Genomic DNA, 22,155 nt, shown 5'->3' with positions numbered 1-22,155 from the left:
TACACTAGTGATGTGAAGTCATAAACAACCTAAATAATATGTACTGTATTAATCAGCCTCCTGCGGCCAGCTCAAAGATTAAAGGTAATTGGGTGTCTTGACAGAGCCAGAGCAGAATTGTCGCATGTTAGCTGAACTTACTGTGTCGATGGTCGGAGCGTCCTCACCGCTGCGTGATCGAGTCGTTCGGACGCTCGAAGACGTCGGTGCCACCACTGTTGCCGCCGAGGATTCGGGAACTTCCATGTCAGACGCCCGGTCGTACGCCGACTGTATCGTGTACGTCTCGACCGAAGGTGGTGAGCTGTGGCAAGAGACGGTCGACAAAGAGAGTTCGCTCCCGATCGTACTCTGTGGGCCTCGGGATGAAACTCACCTCGCAGCTGCGATCAACGCCGGTGTCGACGCCTACGTCGGTCCCGAAGAGATCGAGTCTCAACTCGTCGAGCGAATCGGTACCGTCGTCTCTGCCGACTCGACACGGCTGTCGGATGAACGGCGGGAGCTTGAACAGCGAGACCTGATCATCGAAACCGTCGCGGATGGCGTTTATTCGCTTGACACCGACGGGTGTTACACGATGGTCAACGACGCGGTTGCCTCGATGACGGGTTACTCTCGCGAGGAACTACTCGGCAAGCACGTCTCGGCGATTATGACCGACGAGGATGTCGTACAGGGACGAACGCTCATCAAGCAGATGCTCGATGAGGGGGGCCCGAGCGTAACGACCTACGAGATCGAGCTGGTCACGCGAAGCGACAACCGAGTCCCCTGCGAAGTCGTCATGTCCCTGTTACCCGGTGAGAAGCCCTTCAACGGGACGGTGGGCTCAGTCAGAGACATCAGAGACCAAAAACAACTGGAGAGGGAACTGCGAGAACGAAAGCGCAACGTCGAGAGCGTCCACAGGGTCGCGACACAACTGGAGAACACGCGGGCGATCGAAACGATCGACGATATCGCGCTCGACGCAGTGATCGATGTTCTGGACATCGACGTATGCTGTCTCAAGACTACTCACGACGGCCAGCCACGCTGGCACGTCACCGATCCACGGATCGATATCGAGGCGTTTCCGATCTGCTGTCTCGACGAACAGATCCACCAGCGGACGGTACGTGGAGATAGGACGTTCGTCGTCAACGATCTCCACGAGCGTAGAGACGAGACTCGACAGACGAATATCCGTTCCCTGCTCAGCGTGCCCGTTGGCGAAAACGGGCTCTTCCAGGCTGGCGTTCTCGACTCCGATGGGTTCGGGTACGACGACGCCGAGATCGCGGAGCTGCTGTTCGCTCACGTCGCGAACGCCATCGAACGGATCGAAGCGGAAGCACAACTCGTCGACGAGCGCGACCGCTTTGCCGCCCTGTTCGAAAACGTCCCCGATCCCGTCGCGAGTATCAGGTACGAGGGCGACCAGCCGATCGTCCTCGATACGAACCCCGCCTTCGAGCGGACGTTCGGCTACGATGTGGACCAACTTCGGGGCGAATCGATCGATCGGTTCGTTGTGCCACCAGAGGGTACCGATCGGGCGGACGAACTCAACGAGCGTGGGCGACGTGGAGAACTGATCGAAACCGAAGTCGAGCGCCAGACATCGAGTGGGCGACGCGAGTTCCTGCTCACCGTTGTGCCGGTCGAGCTGGGTGAGGATAGTCCGCTGACCTACGCCGTCTACACCGATATCACCGAGCGGAAACGCCAGCAACAACGGGTCGAGGTGCTAAATCGGGTGCTCAGACACGACCTGCGAAACGGAATGAACATCGTCAAAGGCTGTGCCGAGATGCTCGAATCGTCCACAGGAGACGAGTACGGCTACGCCGAAACGATCAAACGACGTGCCGACGAGTTGATATCGCTTGCAGAGAAGACCCGTGCCGTCGAGCAGACGCTCGAACACGACGAGCGGGACCTCGGATCGGTCGATGTCGTCGAGGGCGTCCAGTCGATGGTCGATAGAGTCGACAACGAACACGAGGACGTAGAGTTCACCGTGTCGACGCCTGACAGCGCACACGCCCGGTCGGACAACATGCTCAGGACGGCTATCTATCACGTCCTCGATAACGCTGTGGTCCACAATGATACCGATGAGCCCGCGGTCGATGTCACGGTCAGCGTCAACGACGCTCAGCAAGTGACAGTGACAGTCGAGGACGACGGGCCGGGGATTCCACGGGAAGAGCGAGAACTACTCGAAGAGGATCGCGAGATTACACAGTTACGCCACGCCAGCGGACTGGGACTGTGGCTGGTAAACTGGGTGGTCACGCAGTCCGGCGGGACGCTCTCGTTCGAGACCGAGGGGATCGACGGAACTCGCGTTCACCTGACGGTACCGAAGGCGCTGACCGAGGACGACCTCGAACCGAAGTAGCACTACTGTCGCACTTCGACTGGTGAGTCGGTCGCGATCCACCGATCCGTATCGACGCCGTCGCGGAGTTCGAGACCGCCATCTGCATGATAGACGAGTTCGACTTCCGCGTGTTCCGGTTCCGATTGTGTCACCGCAGTTCACCTCGTAGCACAGTAGCCACTCGACGAAGAGCTGTATTCAGTACACGCCCCATACCGGATCGAACGAAACGCGTACTGCTCGGAAAAGAGTCGACAGCAATCCGTAGCCACTGGATACTCTGAGTAGCTATCGCGTGAGTGGACCGTTGAAGGTCGTTTCCCGTTCGACAACAGCCTCCCACGTGCGCTCGCATTCGCAGGTCACTTGCCCGAAGACGCTCGGGTCCTGGCGCAGGTCGAAATCCTTGATGGCACGCTGGACGCGGTCGTCACAGTCCCCACAGTTGTGTGGCCCGCGGTCGCTCCCGTGGCCGACCGGGTCGGAGACGACGATGGCGTCGGCGTCTGCTGTCTCTTCGAGAACGTGTGCGACGCTCCAGAGCCACGGCGGGCGGTAGCCACCACGGAAGTGGAGCTCGTCGACCATCGTGTATCGCTGGACGTTACAGGGATTCATCGAGACGGTATGGGCGTACTCCGCACACTTCTCGATCGAGCGGATCATATCCTCGATCGCCTCGGACTCCGAGAGGAACGGTGGCTTCATCAGCAAGTAGGCCTTGATTCCCGCGCCTGCGGCGTCGGCCTCTTCGCTCGCCGCGATGAAGTCCTCGAACTCGAAATACTTGTTTACGCAGTCCCGCCGGACACGGTCGGTCCCGGTTTCGAGCCCTACTGCGATATCGGTCTCCAGTCCCTGCCCGGTGAAGTCCTCGATCTTTCCCTGCTCGACGAAGTCTGGGAGGCTCTCGACGACGATCCTGTCGCGGTCGGCGAACGTCTCGGCGATGGCCCGACGCGTCTCCGCGGGGACTTCGCGCTCGTCGAGGAAGGAGCCGCTGGTGTAGATTTTGATCAGGCCGGATCGCTCCTCGGCCTCGCTGTCCTCGTGATCGAGACAGACGTCGATCTGATCCATCAGCGCCTCGTGGCTCACGCTCCCGCCCTCAACACTTTCGGCGACGTAGCCACACATCGTACAGCCGCCGGCCCGCGCCCAGCGACAGCCGCCTGTGTTCAGGATGATCGTCAGGCTCTGGTAGACGCCGTCGGGCGTGTTGTCCTCGTCGATCCAGACCCGCGTCGGCTCGTGTGGGTCGTAGGTCGCGTCTTTCTCCGAGCGGATCTCCCGCATCACCTTGTTGTGGGCGTCCATACCCTTTCCCTGCTCGTAGACTTCGGGGCTCGGCTTGCTCATTGATCCACCGTAGCGGTGCGGGCGGTAAAGCGGCTTCGGCTTGGCGAGTCGAGAGATGTAGTGATCACTGCAGACTGCCTGTGAGCGCGAGATATGCCACCGGTGACCGGTACGTAGTTTGGAGAACAGCCGGAGTCAAATTATGAACGGAACAGCGGGGCCAGATAGCTCAGATAGATGTCCGTGTTATTAACGCACCACCCGGAGAGATAGCCTCGGATAACAACGTTCGGCAGTAGTTTCCTAGCAACTCTTTTTAAGCTCCTCTTCTTGAGTTAATAACGTAATGGCATATACCTGTTCCACCTGCGATTCGGAGTTCAGTTCGGCAGCCGGCGTCACCCAGCACGTCGCACTGCACCACAACACCTGTGCGGAATGTGACACATCGTTCGACGAGGCGGACGCGCTTCGCGATCACATCCACGAACAGCACTGACCCGGACTGGATAGATCATTTACAACGCCAGTTGTTATCGATAGCCAAAAAACGGAATCGTTTTTTCACCCCTCCACCCATATGTGGGTATGACTGACGAGACGACCGACGGGTCAACACCGCGCTGGACACGTGAACAGGCGGCGACGATCGAGCGGACCGATGCAACGGTCGGCCCCATCGTCTACCCGCCCGAGGAGGAGACCGATGACGAAGTCCATATCTGGGATACGTGGCTCCTGCGGAACCGCGACGGATCGATCGCGGAGATAGACGGCTATCGCGTCATCTTCTCGCTGAGTGCGCCCAAAGAGCTACTGCCGGGCAAGCGCCACGACGTCGCGACGATCCGCTATTTCTACTCGGTCGACGGAAAGAACTGGACATGCGGTGGGACGGCGTTCGACGACAACGCCTTCGGCTCTCGACAGTGGGCTGGCTCCGCACTGTACGACGACGGTACCGTCTACCTCTACTACACAGCCGCGGGCTACCGCGACGAGGAGGAGTTGAGCTACCACCAACGCATCGCGGTCGGCGCTGGGGGTACGATCGACACTGACGAAGACGGCCTCTCAATTGACGGCCCGTGGTCCCACGAAATCATCCTCGAACCGGACGGCGAGTACTACGAGCGCGAAGCACAGTCCCGCGGAATGATCTACACCTTTCGAGATCCGTGGTTCTTCGAGGACCCCGCAACCGGCGAAACCTGTCTACTCTTCGAGGCCAACACACCCGTCCCGGAGGGGGACAACCCCTATGACTGCGACCCGGTCCACGAGGAATTCAACGGCAGTGTCGGCCTCGCCGTCTCGGAAACCGGTGATCCGACTGACTGGGACCTGCGCGAACCGCTGCTCGAAGGCGTCTGTACGAACCAGGAGCTCGAACGACCGCACATGATCGTCCGGGATAGCTCGTACTACCTCTTCATCTCCAGTCACGAACATACATTCGCCCCAGGGCTCGAAGGGTACGACGCTCTCTATGGCTTCGTCGCTGACTCCCTGCGCGGTGAGTACGAGCCACTGAACGGGAGCGGACTGGTCGCGACCAACCCCGCGAGCGCACCGTTCCAGACCTACTCCTGGCTCGCCTATCCCCACCGCGAGGAGATTCTGGTCAGTAGCTTCTTCAACTACTACGATCTCCGGGGACTGTCCCTCGACGACGTCGCCGGGCTCCCACCCGAAGAACAGCAACGGCGCTTCGGCGGGACGCTCGCGCCCACCCTCCGGATCGAACTCTCGGGAGCCGAGACGCGGATCATCGGCACACTCGAACACGGGCATCTCCCGCTCCCCGAGGAGGACCTCCCCAAACTCCTCTCCGAGTACCGCCTGACTGGCGAAGACGGCGGCGAGTACTGAAATCCACCAGGCCCCATCGCGTTCTATCAGTTCACCCTCACAATCAAATACTCGCCGGGAGTAGCCACCGGTATGGCAGCTATCGAACTCGATGGGTTGACGAAGGACTACGGCGACGTCCTCGCCAACGACGATCTCACCTTCGAGGTCGAGACTGGCGAGATCTTCGGCTATCTCGGTCCGAACGGAGCCGGAAAGACCACGACGATCCGGACCCTGCTTGGCTTTATTTCTCCGACGAGTGGCTCCGCCCGAGTCCTCGGCCATGACGCCACCGACGAGCGCGCACTCATCGAGGCCAAACGCCGGATCGGCTACCTCTCGGACGAGCCGGGATTTGATGAGGACGCGACGGGGACGAAGATCCTTGATCTGCACGCCGCAGTGAAAGGCGACGAACGCCGTGACGAACTGCTCAACCTGTTCGAGCCTCCGCTCGACCGACCAGTGCGGGACTACTCTCGTGGAAACGTCCAGAAGCTCGGCATCGTGACGACGTTCATGCACGACCCCGATCTCGTCGTACTTGACGAGCCGACCAGCGGCCTCGACCCGCTCCTCCAGCAACGCTTTGCGGAGTTCCTCCGCGCCGAACAGCGGGACGGCGTCACAGTGTTTTTTTCTTCTCACGTGTTGAGCGAGGTTCGCCGGCTCTGTGACCGGGTCGGAATCATCCGCGATGGGCAGCTGGCGGCGATCGAACCGATCGACAGCCTCCTCGAGCGGACCGGAAAATCGGTGAGAGTCAATGCGGATGCGCCGATTCCGATCGGTACGCTCGATATCGACGGCGTTCACGATCCGGAGTTCGGTGAGGTCGACGGTGACCGGCCCGACACGTTCACCGAGTGTACGTTCACGTTTACCGGGGATATCAACGCGCTGTTGACTCGCCTTGGCGAGTACGAACTTCTCGATCTATCGATCGAAGAGGCCCCGCTCGAAGACGTCTTCCTGAAATTCTACGGTGAAAACTGATGTTCGAGTTCCTGCGCTACGACGGACGGAAACGAATCAAAGGCAGTGTCTATCTCTCCGCTGGGATGGCCATACTCGCCGCGGTCGTGATCTGGGTGTACCCCTCCTTTAGCGACTCCTTCGACGAGGACGAACTGCTGGAGGCGTACCCACCCCAGCTCATTCAGCTGTTCGACATCGAGACGATGGCCTCGATCGAGGGATTTCTGGCCTTTGAGCTGTACGTTTTCGGCTGGACTATTCTGCTTGGACTGTATCTGGCCTACAGCGCGGCCGGAATCATCGCCGATGACATCGATCGGGGGCGGATGGACACGCTACTGGCCATGCCAGTTACCAGACGACGGCTTCTCACCGAGAAGTTCGCGTCGCTTGCCGTACCGATCCTCCTCGTCAACGTGCTCGTTCCGCCTGTCGTCCTCGCAAGCGTCGAGTTGATCGGCGAGTCGATATCGATTGCCGATCTGGCAGCGATTCATCTGCTCTCGATTCCGTACCTGTTCGCCTGCGCGGGAATCGGCATTCTCTGTTCGGTCGCGTTCGACCGAACCAGTATTGCCCAGCGGGTCGCGCTCGGTGGAACCTTCGCGCTGTTCCTGTTCGAATCGTTGCTCAACGGAACTGACTACGAGGCTATCGGGGCAGTCGCACCAATGCGGTACTTCGATCCGAACGAAATCCTGCTGGAGAGTTCCTACGACCTCGCTGGAGCTGCAACATTGATGCTGATGACGTTCGTCCTCGTCGGGGTCAGCGCAGTCTGGTTCACCAGAAAAGACGTCTAGTCGGTTTGACCGGGGGCCTGTTCGCCCGACAATTCTTCGCTTTCGGTCCACGCCCGGCCGAGTTCCCAGACGTCGAGATCGAGTAGCTCTACCGTTCCACCCTTCGCGTGGAGCGACAGGTTGTCGCTGTCTGACCGTGTGGGATAGATTCGCGTCGTCAGGCAGTGGCGTTCGTTCGCGAATAGTTCTACAACCGAGCCGTCTACGAACAGCCGGAGCGAAAGCGGTTCGTCGACCGGTGCGATCGGCATACGATCCGGTGCCTTCGAGGCACGCTCATCGTGGCTGGAGTGGCTTCGGTCGACGACGAGTTCGCTATCCCGGGTATACCGAATCGGCGTCCGCTCCTCACCATCAGGAGACTCGCCGATCACGATTTCGAAGGCTTCGGCATCGTCGAGCTTTATTTCGGCCGATAGCTCGTAGCTCAGTCCGTCCGTATCGAGGTCAAGCCACTGGTCGTGGAGGGAGCAACCCCCCTCGTGGACGTGGCGTTCACGAAGGGATTCGAGTTCGTTTGCCGGGCGCTGGCGAAGCCGCCCACGGTCGTCGAGGTCGAGTTCACGGGGGAGCGAAAGTGCCCCCGACCAGCCCGCATCCCACTGAGCGCTCTCGTCTCTGGCCTCCCAGATCCAGCCCCAGGTCAGTATCCTGCCGTCGTCGGCCCGGAGCGACTGCGGGGCGTAGAAGTCACCGTAATCGAGCTGGGCGGTTCGTTCGGTCTCGAACTCGCCGTTCTCGTACGAGCCCAGATAGTACCGGACCTCGTCGTAGTTAGAGATGTGCAACAGCTGTTTCTCGCCGAGATCCAGCAGTTCGGGACACTCCCACATCGCGCCGTCCTGTTCGGGATCGCCCGTGAGGATCGGCCCCTCGTAGTACCACTGACGTAGTTCGTCATCCGTCGAGGAGTACAACAGCGCGGTTCCACCACCTCCTTCGACACCGGAGCCGATTAGTTGATACCAGGTGTCGTCCTCTCGCCAGACGTTGTGATCCCGGAACTCGGCTTTCCAGTGTTCCGTCGACCGGAGCGGAGGATCCACCGGGAGCGTATCGATGATCGGGTTCTCGGGATCTTTCTGCCAGGCGTTCAGGTCGTCGTCCGCGGCGGTCGCCAGGCAGGGTAGCTGCAGTTCATCACGACCGCCGGTGTACATGATCCGGGGCGTACCATCATCGTCGAACGCACAGCCGGACCAGCAGCCGTCCCGATCCGGGCCATCAGGGGAGGGGGTAAGCGCGACCGGACGATCCTCCCAGTGTACGAGATCGTCGCTGACCGCGTGCCCCCAGTGGATCGTGTCGTGGTACGGGCCGCCGGGGTTGTACTGATAGAATACGTGGAACTCGCCGTTCCAGTGAATGAGGCCATTCGGATCGTTCAGCCAGTTCGCGGGGGCAGTGATATGATACTGTGGACGGTGGCGGTCATCCGACAGATTCTCGCGCATCGTCTCCAGTTGATTGACGTCTTTTGGCCGACCATCAGTAAGTCGCTGTTCGCAGGCCAGAACCGATAGCAAATTACGGAACAGCCGTGTCCGGTTGTGAACGCAGCGATCGTTCGTCGCGCCCGCAAAGGTCACCGCGGTCCCGAGGCCGGCGACGTCACCATCCCCGTACTGCCAGCCGATCAGTGCAGGCTGGTCTGGGACATCTTCGCCAGCACGGATCGTGCTCGCTAGCACCTCCCCGTGTTCGGGTAACACCGCATCGTATCGCGCGAACTGCTGAGTTCCGTGTGCGGCACGGGTTGGGATGCGGAGTGCGTCGAACTCCTCGAACACTGGGCTGTTAGCGTGGATCGATTTGCAGAGCAGACCGAGCTCGTGTTCCGGTTCGATGTTCCCGGTTGCATCTGGTGCGACAGGATCGATACCAAGTGGTTCGATCGCTTCGAGGGCTCGGAGCGAGAGCAACAATCCACCTCCATCAGCGACCCATTGAGAGAGCTGGTCCCGACAGTCATTCAACTGTTCGGCGGTGTCGGTCGGTTCGTCACGGTGCCACCAGAGGACCTCGTAGCGTGACAGGGAGTCAGAGCCCTCTAAAAGCTCGTCGAGTTCGACCCGGTCGGTATTGATTCCGGCATCGGTCGCCCAGTTCAGCGCGGCGCGCTGTTCGGGTGACGGTTCGTCCGCCAGCAGGAACCCGACGGAATCCGGAAGATCGGTCATCTAGTGGTTCTCTCTACCAGAGGCTAATAGATGTAACGACACGAACTCCGGTTTCAGGCCCTCTACCCGCTTATTTTACGGTTATCGACATACATCGGTCAGAGCCAATCGTATCTGAGCACCCGTGTTCCGGCCCATCTCCACCGGGCAAAATCCTTAACAACAGGTGTAATAAACTACGAGTCACTGTCCTTCGATCCTCGATTACGGTCGGCGTCACATCCCGCATCTGAGCGTTTCACCGTGGATGACAGAAAGATCGTGCAGAAACAGTTATATTACAGTCCCGGTCACTCACCTACACAAAGAACCGGACTCCCACGGGCGTAATCCGTCGAGTATCCTCGGTGGCCTCCCTGCTACTGCTCTTCGACGTGCCGCACTGATGTCGCGATCCCGCGTGTGCTCTCTGCCATCTCCGGGCCGTTCATCTCTGCGCGGCCGACACCGAACGCCTTGGGCCCCTCGATGACGACTTCGTCACCTACCCGGATATCGTCGTCCGCGTCGACGATACCGGGGGCGAGCACGTCCCCGTGAGGAACGAACGCGTCGATCTCGACGCGTTTGGTCGGTGCGTCACTTTCAACCCACCGGCGCGCGCCCGCGAGTGTGAACGAAAGGACACCGTACTGCGGGACCATCGCAGCGAGTTGGTCGCCCTCAGAGTTATGCACACGGAGTTTCGGGTAGCGACTCTGCATCGAGATATCCTCGAACAGCGCGTCGCCAGCGCCGTCACCGAACTGGTAGTCGGCGATCGCTCTCACAGTATTCTGTTCGCGCTCGCGTTTGGAGTACTTGAGTTCCCCCTCGAGTGCGCCCGCGAGATTGGCAAGCGAGTCGGTGTCCGTCGGATGCTCCTCGACGGTATACTCGAACTCCAGTCCGAGCGCCGTTTCGACGCGTTCGCAGATGTCTCGATACCCCTCGCCAGGAACGTGTGCGATTACCGATGGATACTCGTTGCGTTCGAGGTAGGCCTGCAGGACGTCCGCGACGAATTGCTTTTCGTCTTCGGACCAGCGTCCAGTAACAACGGAGTCGTAGTGCTGGGCTGGATAGGTACACTCTAGCTCCTGGGGGACGACGCCGATCGGGCTAGTCATAGAGACGACGTGTCCCCGGAAGCCGATCGCCTCGTGGAACTGACCGTGGCTCTGTGACTCGCTGTAGGGCTTTGTCGCCGAACACGGGACGAGTACGAGCGGGTTCGAAAAGCGGTTCCGGTACCGACTTGTCACGCGATCAGCGAAGCGCTGGATCTCGACGCGGCGGATCGTATCCTCAGTGGCCGAAACCAGTTCGGAGCGCCTGAGGACCGGCGTTCGCTGTTCGAGATACGACCACTGCTGATCAAACTCTCGGAGTGCGGCAGTACACCACTGCTCGTGGCGGGCCTGTCCTTCGATGTAGTCGCGCAAGCGGCCAGCGCGGATCCGCTCGCGGACGCGGGCGATCTCGGCCCGGAGTACGTGGACGTTGTGCTCGGCACAGTCCTCGCGGTCGAACTCCTCTGCGGACTGTTGACAGGCCGAACAGGCACAGGGGAGTTCCTCGAGATCTTCGAGGAAGTGTTCGCCTTCGGTGGTGAGATACTTGCCTTCGAGTCCTTTCACGACTGCCCGATGCTCGTCGATCAGATCGACGCCCGCGTAGACGAGCGTGGCGACGTTGACCGGCGTGGCGACGCCGGAGAGATACAGCGCACTGTCGGCGGGGATCGCTGCTTTCGTCTCGACGATCGCGTCGCGGAACGCGCTCCCGTGGCCGATCGAACCCTGTGCGTCCGAGAGGACGTACGCGTCGGCACCGTAATCGGCGGCTGTACCGGGCGTCACGACAGCTGCGCTTGGGTAGTCGACCTCGGGATAGTCGACGGCAAACGAATCTTTCACCTCGTCGGCGGTCCCGGCTGGAAGGCCACGGTGGGGAAGGATTGTGAGGGCGTTCTCGTCACCGTCGGGTAGTTCCCGCTCCTCGGGCCAGAGGCTTCCGGCGTCCTCGACGACGTCGTCGACGAGGGCTGGCGTCGTTACCGGATCGGAAAGACGGAGCCGGGCGATCCGGGCAGCCCCATCACGCTCCAGCACCTCGAAATAGTCGGTCATACCTAGCCCTATCCCGGTGCGTGAAAGAGGCTATCGGTCCCGGATCGCCGCGGCGCTGGGAAGCGAGGACGTTCTGGCGAACAGGCGACACCGGCTGTTCTCGGAGCGTGATGTCGCACACCCGCGAACCGCTCCGAGGCGAATGTCAGTGCATGGGTACCGCTGGCCGCTCGATGGTTGATAAGGATGTGGACAGCTGGCAGGGATATAAGCGTGTGCTACTTTTCGCCGAGTACGAACGAGTCGACCCGGTCGGGGACGCGGTCGAGCGCCGACGCGGGCCAGTCCCAGTGACCGAGTACGAACTCCGTATCGGGGTTCGACTCGACGACCCGAGTGACGCCGTCGGCTGCGGCCTCGTACGCGCTCACATCAAGTCGGTCGGGTACTTCAGCAGTTAGCGGATACGTTTCCGAGAGTGCGCGGGGAAACGGGCCAAAGGGTGGGACGATCCGCCACGATTCGTCGTAGTTGTTCGAACTGTCGCCTTCGGTTAGAAGGACCGTCCCCTCGGGGTCGAGTCGGTCAAGACGACGGTGATGACGCCGGACTTCCGGTCGTCGAGCGCTCTCGTGGGAGAGATAGAAGAACGTGCTCTTCGAAGCAGGGTCCTCACGTTCGAGCTGGTCTGTGTGATCACATAGTGCGCGATAGCCATCGAGCATGGCAGGGTGGCTCCGGGCACGCTCCTCGACGAGTTCGAGTAGGTTACCGCTTCGGATCGCCTGCTTGATACGACGGATCTCCGCGAAGGTAACGTGGAGATTGTGCGCCGCGAGCGCTTCCTCGCGCGCCTGATCGTCGAGCGAGCGCAGGTCGGCGGGCGTATGTTCGATACAGACTGGACACGAGCAGGGAAGATAGTCCAACTCGTCGAGGTGCTCGGTGCCCCGAACGGTCAGGTAGCGGTCGTCGCGGGCGTACAGGGCGTAGGCGGCGGAGTCAAACAGGTCACAGCCCATCGCGACGGCGAGCGCGAACATCATCGGATGCCCGGCCCCAAACAGGTGGACTGGAGCATCGATGCCAAGCCCACGTTTGGCTCCCGCCACGACGTCGACCATATCCCCGTAGCGATACTCGTTCATCAGAGGTACAACCGCGCCGATCGGGAAGACATCGTGGCCGGTGGCGTCTGCGTGTGCACCCGCTTGCTCGCGCAGATCGGGGTACGTCGATCCCTGTACAGGAGCCGTTACGAGCATCTCACCGGTGTCGATCGACTCGGCCGCCTCGATACGTTCCTGTGTGGTAGCAAGTTCGGATTCCGCACGCTCGCGTGAGACGTCAGGCGGCGTGGGGATGTCGACCGGTGTCCCGATGTCGGAGCCGATCTCGTGTTGAAACCGGAGGATCTCATCGGTCCTGACGTCGATTTCGCCGTATTCGGAAAGCTGGAAGGAGCCGGAATCGGTCATAATTGCGCCGTCGAAATCGAGCAGGTCGTGCAACCCCTCCTCGCGGGCGCGTTCGCGGAGGTCCTCGTTGTTGTGGATGATGTAGGAGTTTGTGATGAGGATCTCCGCGCCGAACTCCTCCTGGAGACGGGCTGGCGATATCGTCTGGAGGTTCGGGTTGATCACCGGCAGCAGCGCCGGGGTTTCGACGGTGACGCCAGCCCGCGGGACGGTTAGCTCTCCGATCCGTCCCGCAGCGTCAGTGTCGCGTGACTCGAAGTGATCGCGCATGCTCGGGACGAGGGCAGGTGTCGGCCTAAGGATTCCGTTCGTCGGCGATCAGATATCGAAGGACGGCGAGCACCGTCCGCCCGTCACGGATTTCGTCGTTGGCGACAGCGTCGTGGAGTGCCTCGAACGTCGTCGTGTCGACACGGATACTCTCGTTGTGATCGAGGTCCTGCTCGGCAGTCGGCTCGCAGCCTCGGGCGACGAACAGATGATAGACGCTGTTTGCGGCCCCGTTCATCGGTTCGACCGTGGTCAGCTGCTCGAACTCATCGCCCTCGTAGCCAGTCTCCTCACGAAGTTCCCGGCGGGCGGCTGCTATCAGCGACCTGTCGTCCGGTTCGACGCTTCCGACCGGTAGCCCACGATTGATGCGGCCGACAGCCTGTCGCCACTCCTCGATGACGACGACATCGTCGTCCGAGGTAAACGGTAGTACGATCACTGCTGGTGGTTCCGAAAGATAATCGAACGTCGTTTCGGTGCCATCTGGCAGTCGGACATCGTCGGTTTCGACGTCGAAGCCGGGACACGTGTAGGAAGTCTGGGAGTCGATGGTCTCCCACGAGAGGCTATCGTCGGTCACAACATACGGTTGCGACGGGGAGGGCAAAAACCCCGCGTTGAATGTCTATTTCGGCGGCAGGCGCGGTCACTTGCCCTTTTTCAGGACGTGTCCGAGCCCACGAACGAAGGGTCGTGGATCGTCGAAGCGAAGGTTATCGAAGTGTGGATCATCGTAACATGACTGGACGATCTCCCAGACCGCTCCCCGCGCGGAGGGACGGGAAACGATCGGCGAGTCATCGGTGAAGACGCTACGGAGATGTCCGAACTCGCCGTACAGCAGGTGAGACCCGACGCCGACCTCGTAGTGTGGATCGATCATATCGGATTGGCCTGTCGCCAGTAGCCAGTAGTACCACGGGAAATCAGCACCACCGCGGACCGCACAGGGCAGGGACTGCCAGAGCCGGGGATTGATCTCCGTGAGGACGAACTCGTCGGTCTCCTCGTGACGCATATACTCGATGCAGGCGAGGCCGTGATACTCAATGCTGTCGAGGATCTGCCGTCCGACACGTTCGAGTTCGGGGATATCGACCGATTTGCGGTAGACACCACCGCCGCCGGTGTAGGAGTCCCCGCGAATTTGGCGGTGCTGGAAGGTCGCAACTGCCTGCCCGTGATCGTAGAGCGCCCCGAAGACGTACTCGTCACTTGAGGGAATGTACTCCTGGACGATCGGGTCGTGGCCCATTTCCTCGGTGAGCGACTCTCGGTCGAACTCGTCGCCCGGTCGGTAGTGGCTCACGGCCTTTGCGGTCGCCGATTCCCGTTCGGAGTACGAATCGAGGTATTCGCTCGCGAGCAGGTTGTACCGTGATTTGACGATCAGCTTACGGTCGACGCGTTCGACATCGGAGAGAAGACAGGTTTCGGGGACTGGGACACCCGCCGATTCCGCCGCCTCGACGAGCAACACTCGGTCGTGGACAGTTCTGAGCGTCTCCATTGGTGGCGTCACCAGGGAAACGTGTTCTTCGAACAATGACTCGTACAGTGAGAACAGGTACGTGTCCTGTGGCCTGAGCGGGAGGATCGTCGTCACGTCCTTACGGGCCGCCAGTTGTAGCAATGCATCTCGATACGCGAGTAAATCGTCGTTTGGCGCAGGGATACGGACAAACTCGTCACAAAAACGCGATCCAGCTGCAGGAACTGAATCGTACTGGGAGGCAACGAGCGTCCGGATCCCGCGACGAGACAGTGACCGGACACACGAGTAACTGCCGGGATCGAACCCCGTTGGTATCAGTACGCCATCCACCCCCACGTCCGTTGACATACTCGCTACTCCTCTCACTCCCTGATTAGTATGATGAGATTACCCGTCGAACCAGGCGCTGTATAGCCACCCGCCATCTTCAGACCGACGCTGTAGGAAAGTGTGATGCGTCGAGCAAACGGCAGCCGTTCTCGACGGCGCGAACCACTTCGGAACTCAGAGATATCTCAGCAAGATCAATACTGGCCGGTGCGTTCCTCAACCGTGATGAGAGATTGTAGTATCTCCTCCGTGCACTCCCCTTTGTGCTGCGGTTTGCTATCATGATACAGCGAGAGAATCCCGTCTGTTTTCTGAGTGACGAGTGTTCCGATGGTCTGGCTGAACCGAGGAGCGAACTGGCCGGGGGTGAAACCACCGCAAGAATGCGTCGGCGGGGATCTGAACCCGATTGCAAATCCTCACGCGTTCGGATTTGCGTGGTTCAAATCCCCTCGTACCGCATACACAGCGCTCACGGAATTGTGAGCGCTGAGAAATGCGTCGGCGGGGATTTGAACCCCGGTTGTGACCATGGCAAGGTCACGTGATACCACTACACTACCGACGCGCCCTGTCTGCATTCACAGATAACGAGAGACTGTTGTATAAGAGTTGCGAAAGCGAGGCGGTTCGAGAGGAAGAACCACGGCACGGAGCCACGATCTGGACCGGCTCACCCCCAGAACATCCGCAACCACTCTCGACGCCTCAGTATTTGTACAGCGAGACGATGAAAGGAAGCTTGTTGTACATGATCACCGCGAGCGGGATACCGACGATCGACAGCGTCAACAGGTAGGCGACCCCGGTCCAGATGGCGCTGGCCCACCAGCCGACGAAGACGAACCAGACGCCACGGAGCAGGAGGCTGGGCTGTTTCGGTCCCGACTCGACGACGCTCCCGTCCGGCCCGGCCATGAGCTGTCGCTGTGACGACTTCAGTGAGAGTACTTTCGGGACGCGGTTAATCATCTTGATCCCGATCGGAATCCCGATGATCGTGATGTTCAGGAACCAGGCGACCGAGAGCCAGAGACCGGTGAGCCACCAGCCGACGAAGACAAACCATAGCGCTCGGATTACGAGCGATGGGGACGATGCGTTAGCTGACATCCTACAGAGTCAAAGCAGGCACCGGACTGTAAGTCTTTCAGGTGCGCGCACGCGAGGGACCATTGCATTCGACAACTGTCTCTGGACAGCCCGTAACAAAACCACGGTAACCCTTCACAACACGGGTGTGAACGGCTCTCAGTGGCGAAAACGATCCGGCACCCTTTTAGGGCCGGACGGGAAAAGATCGGCACAGTCTAGTGGCGAGGCGTCGAAGCGTCACGGCATGACAGTCAGCGTACTCGTGCCGTCGTCTCTCGTCCGGGAAGCCGAAGACAAACGCGAGGCAACTCGCAAGATCGGCTACGTTGCCCGTGCGGCAACGGTCTTCCGGGCGGACCGTCTGATCGTCTTCCCTGATCGGGACGGCGAACGCAGATGGGGCGGCGGGTTCGTCGAAACCGTGCTGCGGTACGCCGCGACTCCGCCGCACCTCCGAAAGGAGGCGTGGGGAACGCGGAGCGAACTGGAGTACGCGGGCGTCCTGCCGCCGCTCCGCGCACCGTCACAGACCGGCTCCGAATCCGACGATTCGGGGTCGACAAGACAGGGAATCGTGACCGAGGTCGGACCTGACGGGCGCGTACGGGTCAATTGCGGCTTGCAACACCCGATCTCGCTTGTCGTTCCTCCGAAAATGGAGGTCGACGAGGGAGAGCGCGTAACAGTCAGGATCTCTTCGCGAGAGCCGGTCCGTGCGAAGTTGGTCGACGAGCCCGTTTCGGGGCTATCGATCCATCGCATGGACCTTTCGGAAGCGCTCGGCCGTGAGGACGCCGGTGTCCGGATCGCGACGTCGAGGTTCGGCGAGAACCTCAGCGTCTCGCGACTCGGAACGCTGGCCGGACGAATCGAGGCCGACGGGATGACCGTCGCCTTCGGCTCGCCCGAGAGAGGGCTTCCGGAGATGCTCGATGGGGTATCCATCGAGCAACGAGCGGACGGGGACGGAGTCCCCGGGAACGGAGACGAGACACGCGATGGGACGGTCCCGTCGCGGATCGACGTCGAACCGGGCGCACCCAGCCGGTTCGACCTCTGGCTCAATACGGTTCCAAACCAGGGCAGCCAGGTGGTGCGAACTGAAGAAGCGATGTTCGCCTCGCTTGCCTGCCTAACACTCCCAGAGTGAGAACACAATGCCACAACCAAGCAGACCACGCAAAGGCTCGTTGGGATTCGGCCCACGCAAGCGTGCGACCAGCGAGGTCCCACGCTTCAACTCGTGGCCGAGTGACGACGGACAGCCGACGCTTCAGGGTTTTGCCGGCTACAAGGCTGGCATGACCCACGTGGTGATGATCAACGACGAAGCCGACTCGCCCACCGAGGGAATGGAGGAGACGGTTCCGGTCACCATCGTGGAGACGCCGCCCATGCGGGCGGTCGCCCTGCGAGCGTACGAGGACACGCCCTACGGTCAGAAACCGCTGACCGAAGTCTGGGCCACCGAGTTCCACGAGGAACTCGATCGCACACTTGACCTTCCCGAGGAACACGACGCGGACGCCGCGGAGACGGAGATCCGCGACGCAGTTGCCGAGGGTCGGATCGCCGACCTCCGGATGATCACGCATACGGTTCCGAGCGAGGTCAAGAGCGTTCCGAAAAAGAAACCCGATGTCATGGAGACTCGGATCGGCGGCGGCTCCATCGAGGACCGCCTCGAGTACGGTCTCGAACTGCTGGAAGACGGCGGCGAACACGACGCCGACCAGATCTTCCGGCCCGGCGAGTACATGGACGTCGCCGGTGTGACGAAAGGGAAAGGAACGCAGGGCCCAGTCAAGCGATGGGGCGTTCAGAAACGAAAAGGAAAGCACGCACGTCAGGGCTGGCGGCGCCGGATCGGTAACCTCGGCCCGTGGAACCCGTCCCGAGTTCGCTCGACGGTTCCACAGCAGGGTCAGACCGGCTACCACCAGCGAACGGAGCTGAACAAACGCCTGATCGATCTCGGCGACGACGACGTCACCCCCGCGGGTGGCCTCGTCAACTACGGCGAGATCGACGGCGAGTACGCGCTCGTGAAAGGGTCCCTTCCAGGGCCCTCCCAGCGCGTCCTTCGGTTCCGCCAGGCCGTGCGACCGAACGACCAGCCGCGCCTCGATCCCGAGGTGCGCTACGTATCTACGGAATCGAATCAAGGATAATCTATGCAGGCAACAGTACGTGACCTCGACGGTGAGGACGCGGGCACGATCGACCTTCCGGACGTCTTCGAGACGCCGATCCGGACGGATCTGATCGAGCGCGCAGTGCTCGCCGCTCAGGCAAACCGGAAACAGGACTACGGCTCGGACGAGTACGCTGGGCTTCGCACACCTGCGGAGTCACAGGGTAGCGGTCGCGGCATGGCACACGTGCCACGGGAGAACGGTACCGCACGCCGTGTCCCGCAGGCCGTCAGTGGCCGCCGCGCACACCCGCCGAAGGCCGAGAAAGATCAGGGCCTCGACATCAACGACAAGGAGCGAAAGCTCGCGACCCGCGCCGCGATCGCCGCAACGGCGGACGCGGAAGCAGTCGCCGAACGCGGTCACGAGTTCGACGAGGATCTCGAACTCCCGCTCGTCGTCGACGACGAGTTCGAGGAGCTTGAGAAGACCCAGGAGGTCGTCTCCCTGCTCGAAGCCCTCGGCGTCCACGAGGACATCGAACGCGCCGACGAGAACCGATCGGTCCGCGCTGGTCGAGGGACGACCCGCGGACGGAAGTACACGAACCCGCGGTCGATCCTCTTTGTCACGTCGAGCGAGGCTGGCCCGTCCCGAGCGGCCCGCAACCTCGCCGGCGCAGACGTCGCGACGGCGAGCGAGGTCAACACGGAAGACCTCGCGCCCGGCGCGAACGGAGGCCGACTGACGGTGTTTACCGAGAGCGCCATCGAGGAGGTGGCAGACCGATGACGCAGGATCGAGACGTCATCGTTCATCCGCTCGTCACCGAGAAGGCGATGAACGACATGGACTTCGAGAACAAGCTGCAGTTCGTCGTCGACGTCGATGCCGCGAAGCCGGAGATCGCCGACGCGGTTTCCCATCGCTTCGACGTCGAAGTCGTCGACGTGAACACACAGATCACCATGGACGGAACCAAGAAAGCGACAGTCGAACTCGGCCCCGACGACGCGGCCGACGAAGTCGCATCCAGAATCGGGGTGTTCTGATAATGGGACGACGAATTCAGGGACAGCGACGCGGTCGCGGTGGCTCGACGTTCCGGGCTCCCTCGCACCGATACAAGTCCGACAAGCAGCACAAGACCCCCGAAGAGAGCGATCTCGTCTCCGGGACGGTCGTCGATATCGAACACGACCCAGCGCGCAGTGCGCCGATTGCGGTCGTCGAGTTCGAGGACGGCGATCAGCGGATGATCCTTACCCCCGAAGGTGTCGCAGTCGGCGATACCATTCAGGTTGGGATCTCCGCGGAGATCCAGCCGGGCAACACGCTTCCGCTCGCCGAGATTCCGGAAGGTGTCCCCGTCTGTAACGTCGAGTCCAGCCCCGGAGACGGTGGCAAGTTCGCCCGATCCTCGGGCGTCAGCGCCGACCTCATCACGCACGACCGCGACGCGGCTGTCGTCCAGCTGCCAAGCGGCGAGGTCAAGCGACTCGATCCCGAGTGCCGAGCGACCATCGGGGTCGTCGCCGGTGGTGGCCGAACGGAGAAACCGTTCGTCAAAGCCGGTAACAAGTATCACAAAATGAAAGCCCGGGGCACGAAGTACCCACGCGTCCGTGGCGTTGCCATGAACGCGGTCGACCACCCCTTCGGTGGCGGTGGCCGCCAGCACCCCGGCAAGCCGAAATCCGTCTCGCGGGATACACCGCCGGGCCGGAAGGTCGGTGACATCGCGTCCAGCCGAACCGGACGAGGTGGAAAAGAATGAGTGGATCAGAATACAGAACCGGTCGCGAAGGCGAGTTCACCTATCGCGGCCATACGCTCGACGAGTTGCAGGACATGGACGTAGACGAAGTCGCGGAACTGCTTCCCGCACGACAGCGGCGAACCATCGAACGCGGACTCGGTGTCGAGCACGAGAAACTGCTCGAACGGGCCCGCGAGACGAGCGAAGACGAGTCCACGAACAACCCGATCCGAACCCACCTTCGTGACATGCCGGTACTGCCGGAGTTCGTTGGTCTTACCTTCGCGGTCCACAACGGTCAGGGCTTCGAGCGCGTGGAAATCGAGCCCGAGATGATCGGACATTATCTCGGCGAGTTCCAGTTGACCCGAAATTCGGTCGAACACGGACAGGCCGGGATCGGAGCGACCCGCTCGTCGAAGTTCGTACCGCTCAAATAAACCATGGGAATCAACTACAGCGTCGACGCCGACCCGGAGACCACCGCGAAAGCGATGCTTCGGGAGCGTCATATGAGCCACAAGCACAGCAGGGCGATCGCCCGAGAGATCAAGGGCAAGACGGCCGCCGAGGCCGTCGAGTACCTCGAAGCGGTCATCGACGAGGAACAGCCCGTTCCGTTCCGACAGCACAACAGCGGCGTTGGTCACCGCTCGGGTATCGACGGCTGGGACGCCGGTCGATACCCCGAGAAGGCCAGCAAGGCCTTCATCGATCTGCTGCAGAACGGCATGAACAACGCGGAGCAGCAGGGATTCGAGCCCGAGGAGATGCTCATCGAACACGTCGCCGCCCACAAGGTCGGCGAAGTTCAGGGTCGCAAACCCCGCGCGATGGGTCGTGCGAGCCCCTGGAACACGATGGAGGTCGACGTCGAGCTGATCCTCGCAGAACCCGAAGAGGGAGGTGACGAATAATGGCAGACGAACACGAGTTCATCGAAGACGGCCTTCAACTGTCCCAGATCGACGAGTTCTTCGAAGAGGAGCTCGGCCGAGCCGGCTACGGTGGCATGGACGTCGCCAAGACGCCGATGGGCACACAGATCGTCCTGGAAGCCGAGAAACCCGGTATGGTGATCGGCAAGGGCGGAGAGAACATCCGCAAGATCACGACGGCCCTCGAAGATCGGTTCAACCTCGAGGATCCCCAGATCGACGTTCAGGAGGTCGAAGAGCCCGACCTGAACGCACGGATCGTCGCCGACCGACTCGCCAATGCGCTCGAACGCGGCTGGTACTTCCGAAAGGCGGGCCACACCACGCTCGAACGCATCATGGATGCTGGCGCGCTGGGTGCCGAGATCGTGCTCTCCGGGAAGGTCACCGGTGCTCGCTCACGCGTCGAGAAGTTCAACGACGGCTACATCAAGCACAACGGCGAGCCCGCCGAAACCATCGTGGATCACGGTCAGGGCGTCGCAGTGATGAAGCTCGGAACGATCGGCGTTGACGTCAAGATCATCCCGCCGGGAGCCGAGCTCCCCGACGACTTCCGCATCGAGGAAGACGCCGACGTCTCCGAGCTCGCAGCAGAGGTCGAGACCGACGAGGGCGTCGAGGAGCTGCTCGAAGAGCCCGAAGACGAGGAGCTCGAAGAGCTCGAAGCCGAAGCGGCCGACTCCGAGGCTGCCGCCGATGTCGCCGACGAGGAAGTCGTCGAGGAAGTCATCGAGACCGACGAGCCTGCAGAGGAGTTCGAGGAGGTCGAGGTTCCCGAAGGCGACGACGAGATCGCCGAGGAGCTCGACGAACTCGACGAGGAAGTCGAGGAGGAGGCTGACGAACTGCTCGACGAGATGGAAGAGGAGATCGACGACGAGGAGGGTGATGCCTGATGGGGATCCTCCACGTCGAAGAGATCCGCGATATGACGGCGGCCGAGCGTGAGGCCGAACTCGACGAACTCAAGACCGAACTGCTGAACGCGAAAGCAGTGCAGGCCGCTGGTGGCGCCCCGGACGATCCGGGTCGCATCAGCGAACTGCGTCGGACCATCGCCCGGATCAAGACGATCCAGAGCGAAGAAGGCGACTTCGAAGACGACGAATAACG

The 22,155-nt window shown here is 61.3% G+C and carries 22 protein-coding genes and 1 tRNA gene; 14 read left to right on the top strand and 9 right to left on the bottom strand.

Annotated features, from left to right (window positions below; translation table 11 throughout):
• Window positions 1-124 precede the first annotated feature (124 nt).
• Window positions 125-2,389 carry a PAS domain-containing sensor histidine kinase gene (locus AArcS_RS05830; protein ID WP_238479543.1) on the top strand — a complete coding sequence of 755 codons (2,265 nt, stop codon included), beginning with the start codon at window positions 125-127 and terminating at the stop codon, window positions 2,387-2,389.
• 2 nt (window positions 2,390-2,391) lie between these two features.
• Here the strand turns inward: AArcS_RS05830 and AArcS_RS15850 are convergent, their stop codons facing one another.
• Both AArcS_RS15850 and AArcS_RS05825 read right to left on the bottom strand, forming a co-directional pair.
• Window positions 2,392-2,523: a hypothetical protein gene (locus AArcS_RS15850; protein WP_259372678.1), complete on the bottom strand. Its 132-nt coding sequence runs from the start codon at window positions 2,521-2,523 to the stop codon at window positions 2,392-2,394.
• 136 nt (window positions 2,524-2,659) lie between these two features.
• Entirely contained in the window at window positions 2,660-3,730 is a 1,071-nt protein-coding gene (locus AArcS_RS05825; RefSeq protein ID WP_238479542.1) for an archaeosine biosynthesis radical SAM protein RaSEA, read from the bottom strand.
• A 286-nt stretch (window positions 3,731-4,016) separates the two neighbouring features.
• Here AArcS_RS05825 and AArcS_RS05820 point away from each other — a divergent pair, with 286 nt between their 5' ends.
• The 4 genes from AArcS_RS05820 (at window position 4,017) to AArcS_RS05805 (ending at window position 7,305) form a co-directional block, all read left to right on the top strand.
• The gene (locus AArcS_RS05820) at window positions 4,017-4,169 is read left to right on the top strand and encodes a C2H2-type zinc finger protein (RefSeq protein WP_238479541.1); all 153 of its coding nucleotides are present in this window, start codon (window positions 4,017-4,019) and stop codon (window positions 4,167-4,169) included.
• Between the two features lie 89 nt (window positions 4,170-4,258).
• Window positions 4,259-5,542 (top strand): glycoside hydrolase family 68 protein, encoded by a 1,284-nt coding sequence (locus AArcS_RS05815; protein ID WP_238479540.1) that lies wholly within the window; start codon window positions 4,259-4,261, stop codon window positions 5,540-5,542.
• A 72-nt stretch (window positions 5,543-5,614) separates the two neighbouring features.
• Window positions 5,615-6,520 carry an ABC transporter ATP-binding protein gene (locus tag AArcS_RS05810; protein ID WP_238479539.1) on the top strand — a complete coding sequence of 302 codons (906 nt, stop codon included), beginning with the start codon at window positions 5,615-5,617 and terminating at the stop codon, window positions 6,518-6,520.
• Entirely contained in the window at window positions 6,520-7,305 is a 786-nt protein-coding gene (locus AArcS_RS05805; RefSeq protein WP_238479538.1) for an ABC transporter permease subunit, read from the top strand. The genes AArcS_RS05810 and AArcS_RS05805 overlap by 1 nt, the downstream gene beginning before the upstream one ends.
• On the opposite strand, the gene AArcS_RS05800 is transcribed toward AArcS_RS05805, so the two are convergent.
• From AArcS_RS05800 to AArcS_RS05770, 7 genes are all read right to left on the bottom strand, one after another.
• Window positions 7,302-9,485 (bottom strand): GH32 C-terminal domain-containing protein, encoded by a 2,184-nt coding sequence (locus tag AArcS_RS05800; protein ID WP_238479537.1) that lies wholly within the window; start codon window positions 9,483-9,485, stop codon window positions 7,302-7,304. The genes AArcS_RS05805 and AArcS_RS05800 overlap by 4 nt on opposite strands.
• A 359-nt stretch (window positions 9,486-9,844) precedes the next feature.
• On the bottom strand, window positions 9,845-11,596 hold the full coding sequence (arcS, locus tag AArcS_RS05795) for an archaeosine synthase subunit alpha (RefSeq protein ID WP_238479536.1): 1,752 nt from the start codon (window positions 11,594-11,596) through the stop codon (window positions 9,845-9,847).
• A gap of 218 nt (window positions 11,597-11,814) precedes the next feature.
• A complete protein-coding gene (tgtA, locus tag AArcS_RS05790; protein ID WP_238479535.1) occupies window positions 11,815-13,284 on the bottom strand; it encodes a tRNA guanosine(15) transglycosylase TgtA in 1,470 nt (489 codons plus the stop codon).
• Window positions 13,285-13,309: 25 nt separating this feature from the next.
• Window positions 13,310-13,867: an NUDIX hydrolase gene (locus tag AArcS_RS05785; protein WP_238479534.1), complete on the bottom strand. Its 558-nt coding sequence runs from the start codon at window positions 13,865-13,867 to the stop codon at window positions 13,310-13,312.
• A 66-nt stretch (window positions 13,868-13,933) separates the two neighbouring features.
• Complete coding sequence (locus tag AArcS_RS05780; protein WP_238479533.1) at window positions 13,934-15,130, bottom strand: carboxylate--amine ligase; 1,197 nt, start codon at window positions 15,128-15,130, stop codon at window positions 13,934-13,936.
• Window positions 15,131-15,609: 479 nt separating this feature from the next.
• Window positions 15,610-15,680: transfer RNA gene (locus tag AArcS_RS05775), tRNA-Gly, on the bottom strand.
• Window positions 15,681-15,820: 140 nt separating this feature from the next.
• The gene (locus tag AArcS_RS05770) at window positions 15,821-16,225 is read right to left on the bottom strand and encodes a YccF domain-containing protein (protein ID WP_238479532.1); all 405 of its coding nucleotides are present in this window, start codon (window positions 16,223-16,225) and stop codon (window positions 15,821-15,823) included.
• Between the two features lie 226 nt (window positions 16,226-16,451).
• On the opposite strand from AArcS_RS05770, the gene AArcS_RS05765 reads away from it, so the two are divergent.
• From AArcS_RS05765 to rpmC, 9 genes are read left to right on the top strand one after another with little or no spacing between them, the layout of a single operon-like run.
• The gene (locus AArcS_RS05765) at window positions 16,452-17,357 is read left to right on the top strand and encodes a putative RNA uridine N3 methyltransferase (RefSeq protein ID WP_238479531.1); all 906 of its coding nucleotides are present in this window, start codon (window positions 16,452-16,454) and stop codon (window positions 17,355-17,357) included.
• A 7-nt stretch (window positions 17,358-17,364) separates the two neighbouring features.
• Complete coding sequence (locus tag AArcS_RS05760; RefSeq protein ID WP_238479530.1) at window positions 17,365-18,378, top strand: 50S ribosomal protein L3; 1,014 nt, start codon at window positions 17,365-17,367, stop codon at window positions 18,376-18,378.
• A 3-nt stretch (window positions 18,379-18,381) separates the two neighbouring features.
• Window positions 18,382-19,134: a 50S ribosomal protein L4 gene (gene rpl4p / locus AArcS_RS05755; RefSeq protein ID WP_238479529.1), complete on the top strand. Its 753-nt coding sequence runs from the start codon at window positions 18,382-18,384 to the stop codon at window positions 19,132-19,134.
• Window positions 19,131-19,394, top strand: coding sequence for a 50S ribosomal protein L23 (locus AArcS_RS05750; protein ID WP_238479528.1), 264 nt, complete (start codon window positions 19,131-19,133; stop codon window positions 19,392-19,394). The genes rpl4p and AArcS_RS05750 overlap by 4 nt, the downstream gene beginning before the upstream one ends.
• Before the next feature lie 2 nt (window positions 19,395-19,396).
• Entirely contained in the window at window positions 19,397-20,119 is a 723-nt protein-coding gene (locus tag AArcS_RS05745) for a 50S ribosomal protein L2 (RefSeq protein WP_238479527.1), read from the top strand.
• Window positions 20,116-20,541 (top strand): 30S ribosomal protein S19, encoded by a 426-nt coding sequence (locus AArcS_RS05740; protein WP_238479526.1) that lies wholly within the window; start codon window positions 20,116-20,118, stop codon window positions 20,539-20,541. Before AArcS_RS05745 ends, AArcS_RS05740 begins: the two co-directional genes overlap by 4 nt.
• Before the next feature lie 3 nt (window positions 20,542-20,544).
• Window positions 20,545-21,018, top strand: coding sequence for a 50S ribosomal protein L22 (locus AArcS_RS05735; RefSeq protein ID WP_238479525.1), 474 nt, complete (start codon window positions 20,545-20,547; stop codon window positions 21,016-21,018).
• Entirely contained in the window at window positions 21,018-21,938 is a 921-nt protein-coding gene (locus tag AArcS_RS05730) for a 30S ribosomal protein S3 (protein ID WP_238479524.1), read from the top strand. The genes AArcS_RS05735 and AArcS_RS05730 overlap by 1 nt, the downstream gene beginning before the upstream one ends.
• The gene (gene rpmC, locus AArcS_RS05725) at window positions 21,938-22,153 is read left to right on the top strand and encodes a 50S ribosomal protein L29 (RefSeq protein ID WP_238479523.1); all 216 of its coding nucleotides are present in this window, start codon (window positions 21,938-21,940) and stop codon (window positions 22,151-22,153) included. The genes AArcS_RS05730 and rpmC overlap by 1 nt, the downstream gene beginning before the upstream one ends.
• Window positions 22,154-22,155 lie beyond the last annotated feature (2 nt).

The organism is Natranaeroarchaeum sulfidigenes, from assembly GCF_017094485.1.
In the GTDB taxonomy this organism is placed as follows: domain Archaea; phylum Halobacteriota; class Halobacteria; order Halobacteriales; family Natronoarchaeaceae; genus Natranaeroarchaeum; species Natranaeroarchaeum sulfidigenes.
Note: the sequence above shows the minus strand (reverse complement) of the source record. Positions and strands in the feature narration are given on the sequence as shown.

What these genes read in the sequence shown, in the direction of transcription:
- AArcS_RS05745 (WP_238479527.1), top strand. Translation starts at nt 19,397, where the DNA reads ATGGGACGACGAATTCAGGGACAGCGACGCGGTCGCGGTGGCTCGACG.
- AArcS_RS05830 (WP_238479543.1), top strand. Translation starts at nt 125, where the DNA reads ATGTTAGCTGAACTTACTGTGTCGATGGTCGGAGCGTCCTCACCGCTG.
- AArcS_RS05770 (WP_238479532.1), bottom strand. Translation starts at nt 16,225, where the DNA reads ATGTCAGCTAACGCATCGTCCCCATCGCTCGTAATCCGAGCGCTATGG.
- AArcS_RS05810 (WP_238479539.1), top strand. Translation starts at nt 5,615, where the DNA reads ATGGCAGCTATCGAACTCGATGGGTTGACGAAGGACTACGGCGACGTC.
- AArcS_RS05735 (WP_238479525.1), top strand. Translation starts at nt 20,545, where the DNA reads ATGGGAATCAACTACAGCGTCGACGCCGACCCGGAGACCACCGCGAAA.
- rpl4p (WP_238479529.1), top strand. Translation starts at nt 18,382, where the DNA reads ATGCAGGCAACAGTACGTGACCTCGACGGTGAGGACGCGGGCACGATC.
- AArcS_RS05825 (WP_238479542.1), bottom strand. Translation starts at nt 3,730, where the DNA reads ATGAGCAAGCCGAGCCCCGAAGTCTACGAGCAGGGAAAGGGTATGGAC.
- arcS (WP_238479536.1), bottom strand. Translation starts at nt 11,596, where the DNA reads ATGACCGACTATTTCGAGGTGCTGGAGCGTGATGGGGCTGCCCGGATC.
- AArcS_RS05765 (WP_238479531.1), top strand. Translation starts at nt 16,452, where the DNA reads ATGACAGTCAGCGTACTCGTGCCGTCGTCTCTCGTCCGGGAAGCCGAA.
- AArcS_RS05820 (WP_238479541.1), top strand. Translation starts at nt 4,017, where the DNA reads ATGGCATATACCTGTTCCACCTGCGATTCGGAGTTCAGTTCGGCAGCC.
- AArcS_RS05805 (WP_238479538.1), top strand. Translation starts at nt 6,520, where the DNA reads ATGTTCGAGTTCCTGCGCTACGACGGACGGAAACGAATCAAAGGCAGT.
- AArcS_RS05760 (WP_238479530.1), top strand. Translation starts at nt 17,365, where the DNA reads ATGCCACAACCAAGCAGACCACGCAAAGGCTCGTTGGGATTCGGCCCA.
- AArcS_RS05750 (WP_238479528.1), top strand. Translation starts at nt 19,131, where the DNA reads ATGACGCAGGATCGAGACGTCATCGTTCATCCGCTCGTCACCGAGAAG.
- AArcS_RS05780 (WP_238479533.1), bottom strand. Translation starts at nt 15,130, where the DNA reads ATGTCAACGGACGTGGGGGTGGATGGCGTACTGATACCAACGGGGTTC.
- AArcS_RS05730 (WP_238479524.1), top strand. Translation starts at nt 21,018, where the DNA reads ATGGCAGACGAACACGAGTTCATCGAAGACGGCCTTCAACTGTCCCAG.
- AArcS_RS05740 (WP_238479526.1), top strand. Translation starts at nt 20,116, where the DNA reads ATGAGTGGATCAGAATACAGAACCGGTCGCGAAGGCGAGTTCACCTAT.
- AArcS_RS05815 (WP_238479540.1), top strand. Translation starts at nt 4,259, where the DNA reads ATGACTGACGAGACGACCGACGGGTCAACACCGCGCTGGACACGTGAA.
- AArcS_RS05800 (WP_238479537.1), bottom strand. Translation starts at nt 9,485, where the DNA reads ATGACCGATCTTCCGGATTCCGTCGGGTTCCTGCTGGCGGACGAACCG.
- tgtA (WP_238479535.1), bottom strand. Translation starts at nt 13,284, where the DNA reads ATGCGCGATCACTTCGAGTCACGCGACACTGACGCTGCGGGACGGATC.
- rpmC (WP_238479523.1), top strand. Translation starts at nt 21,938, where the DNA reads ATGGGGATCCTCCACGTCGAAGAGATCCGCGATATGACGGCGGCCGAG.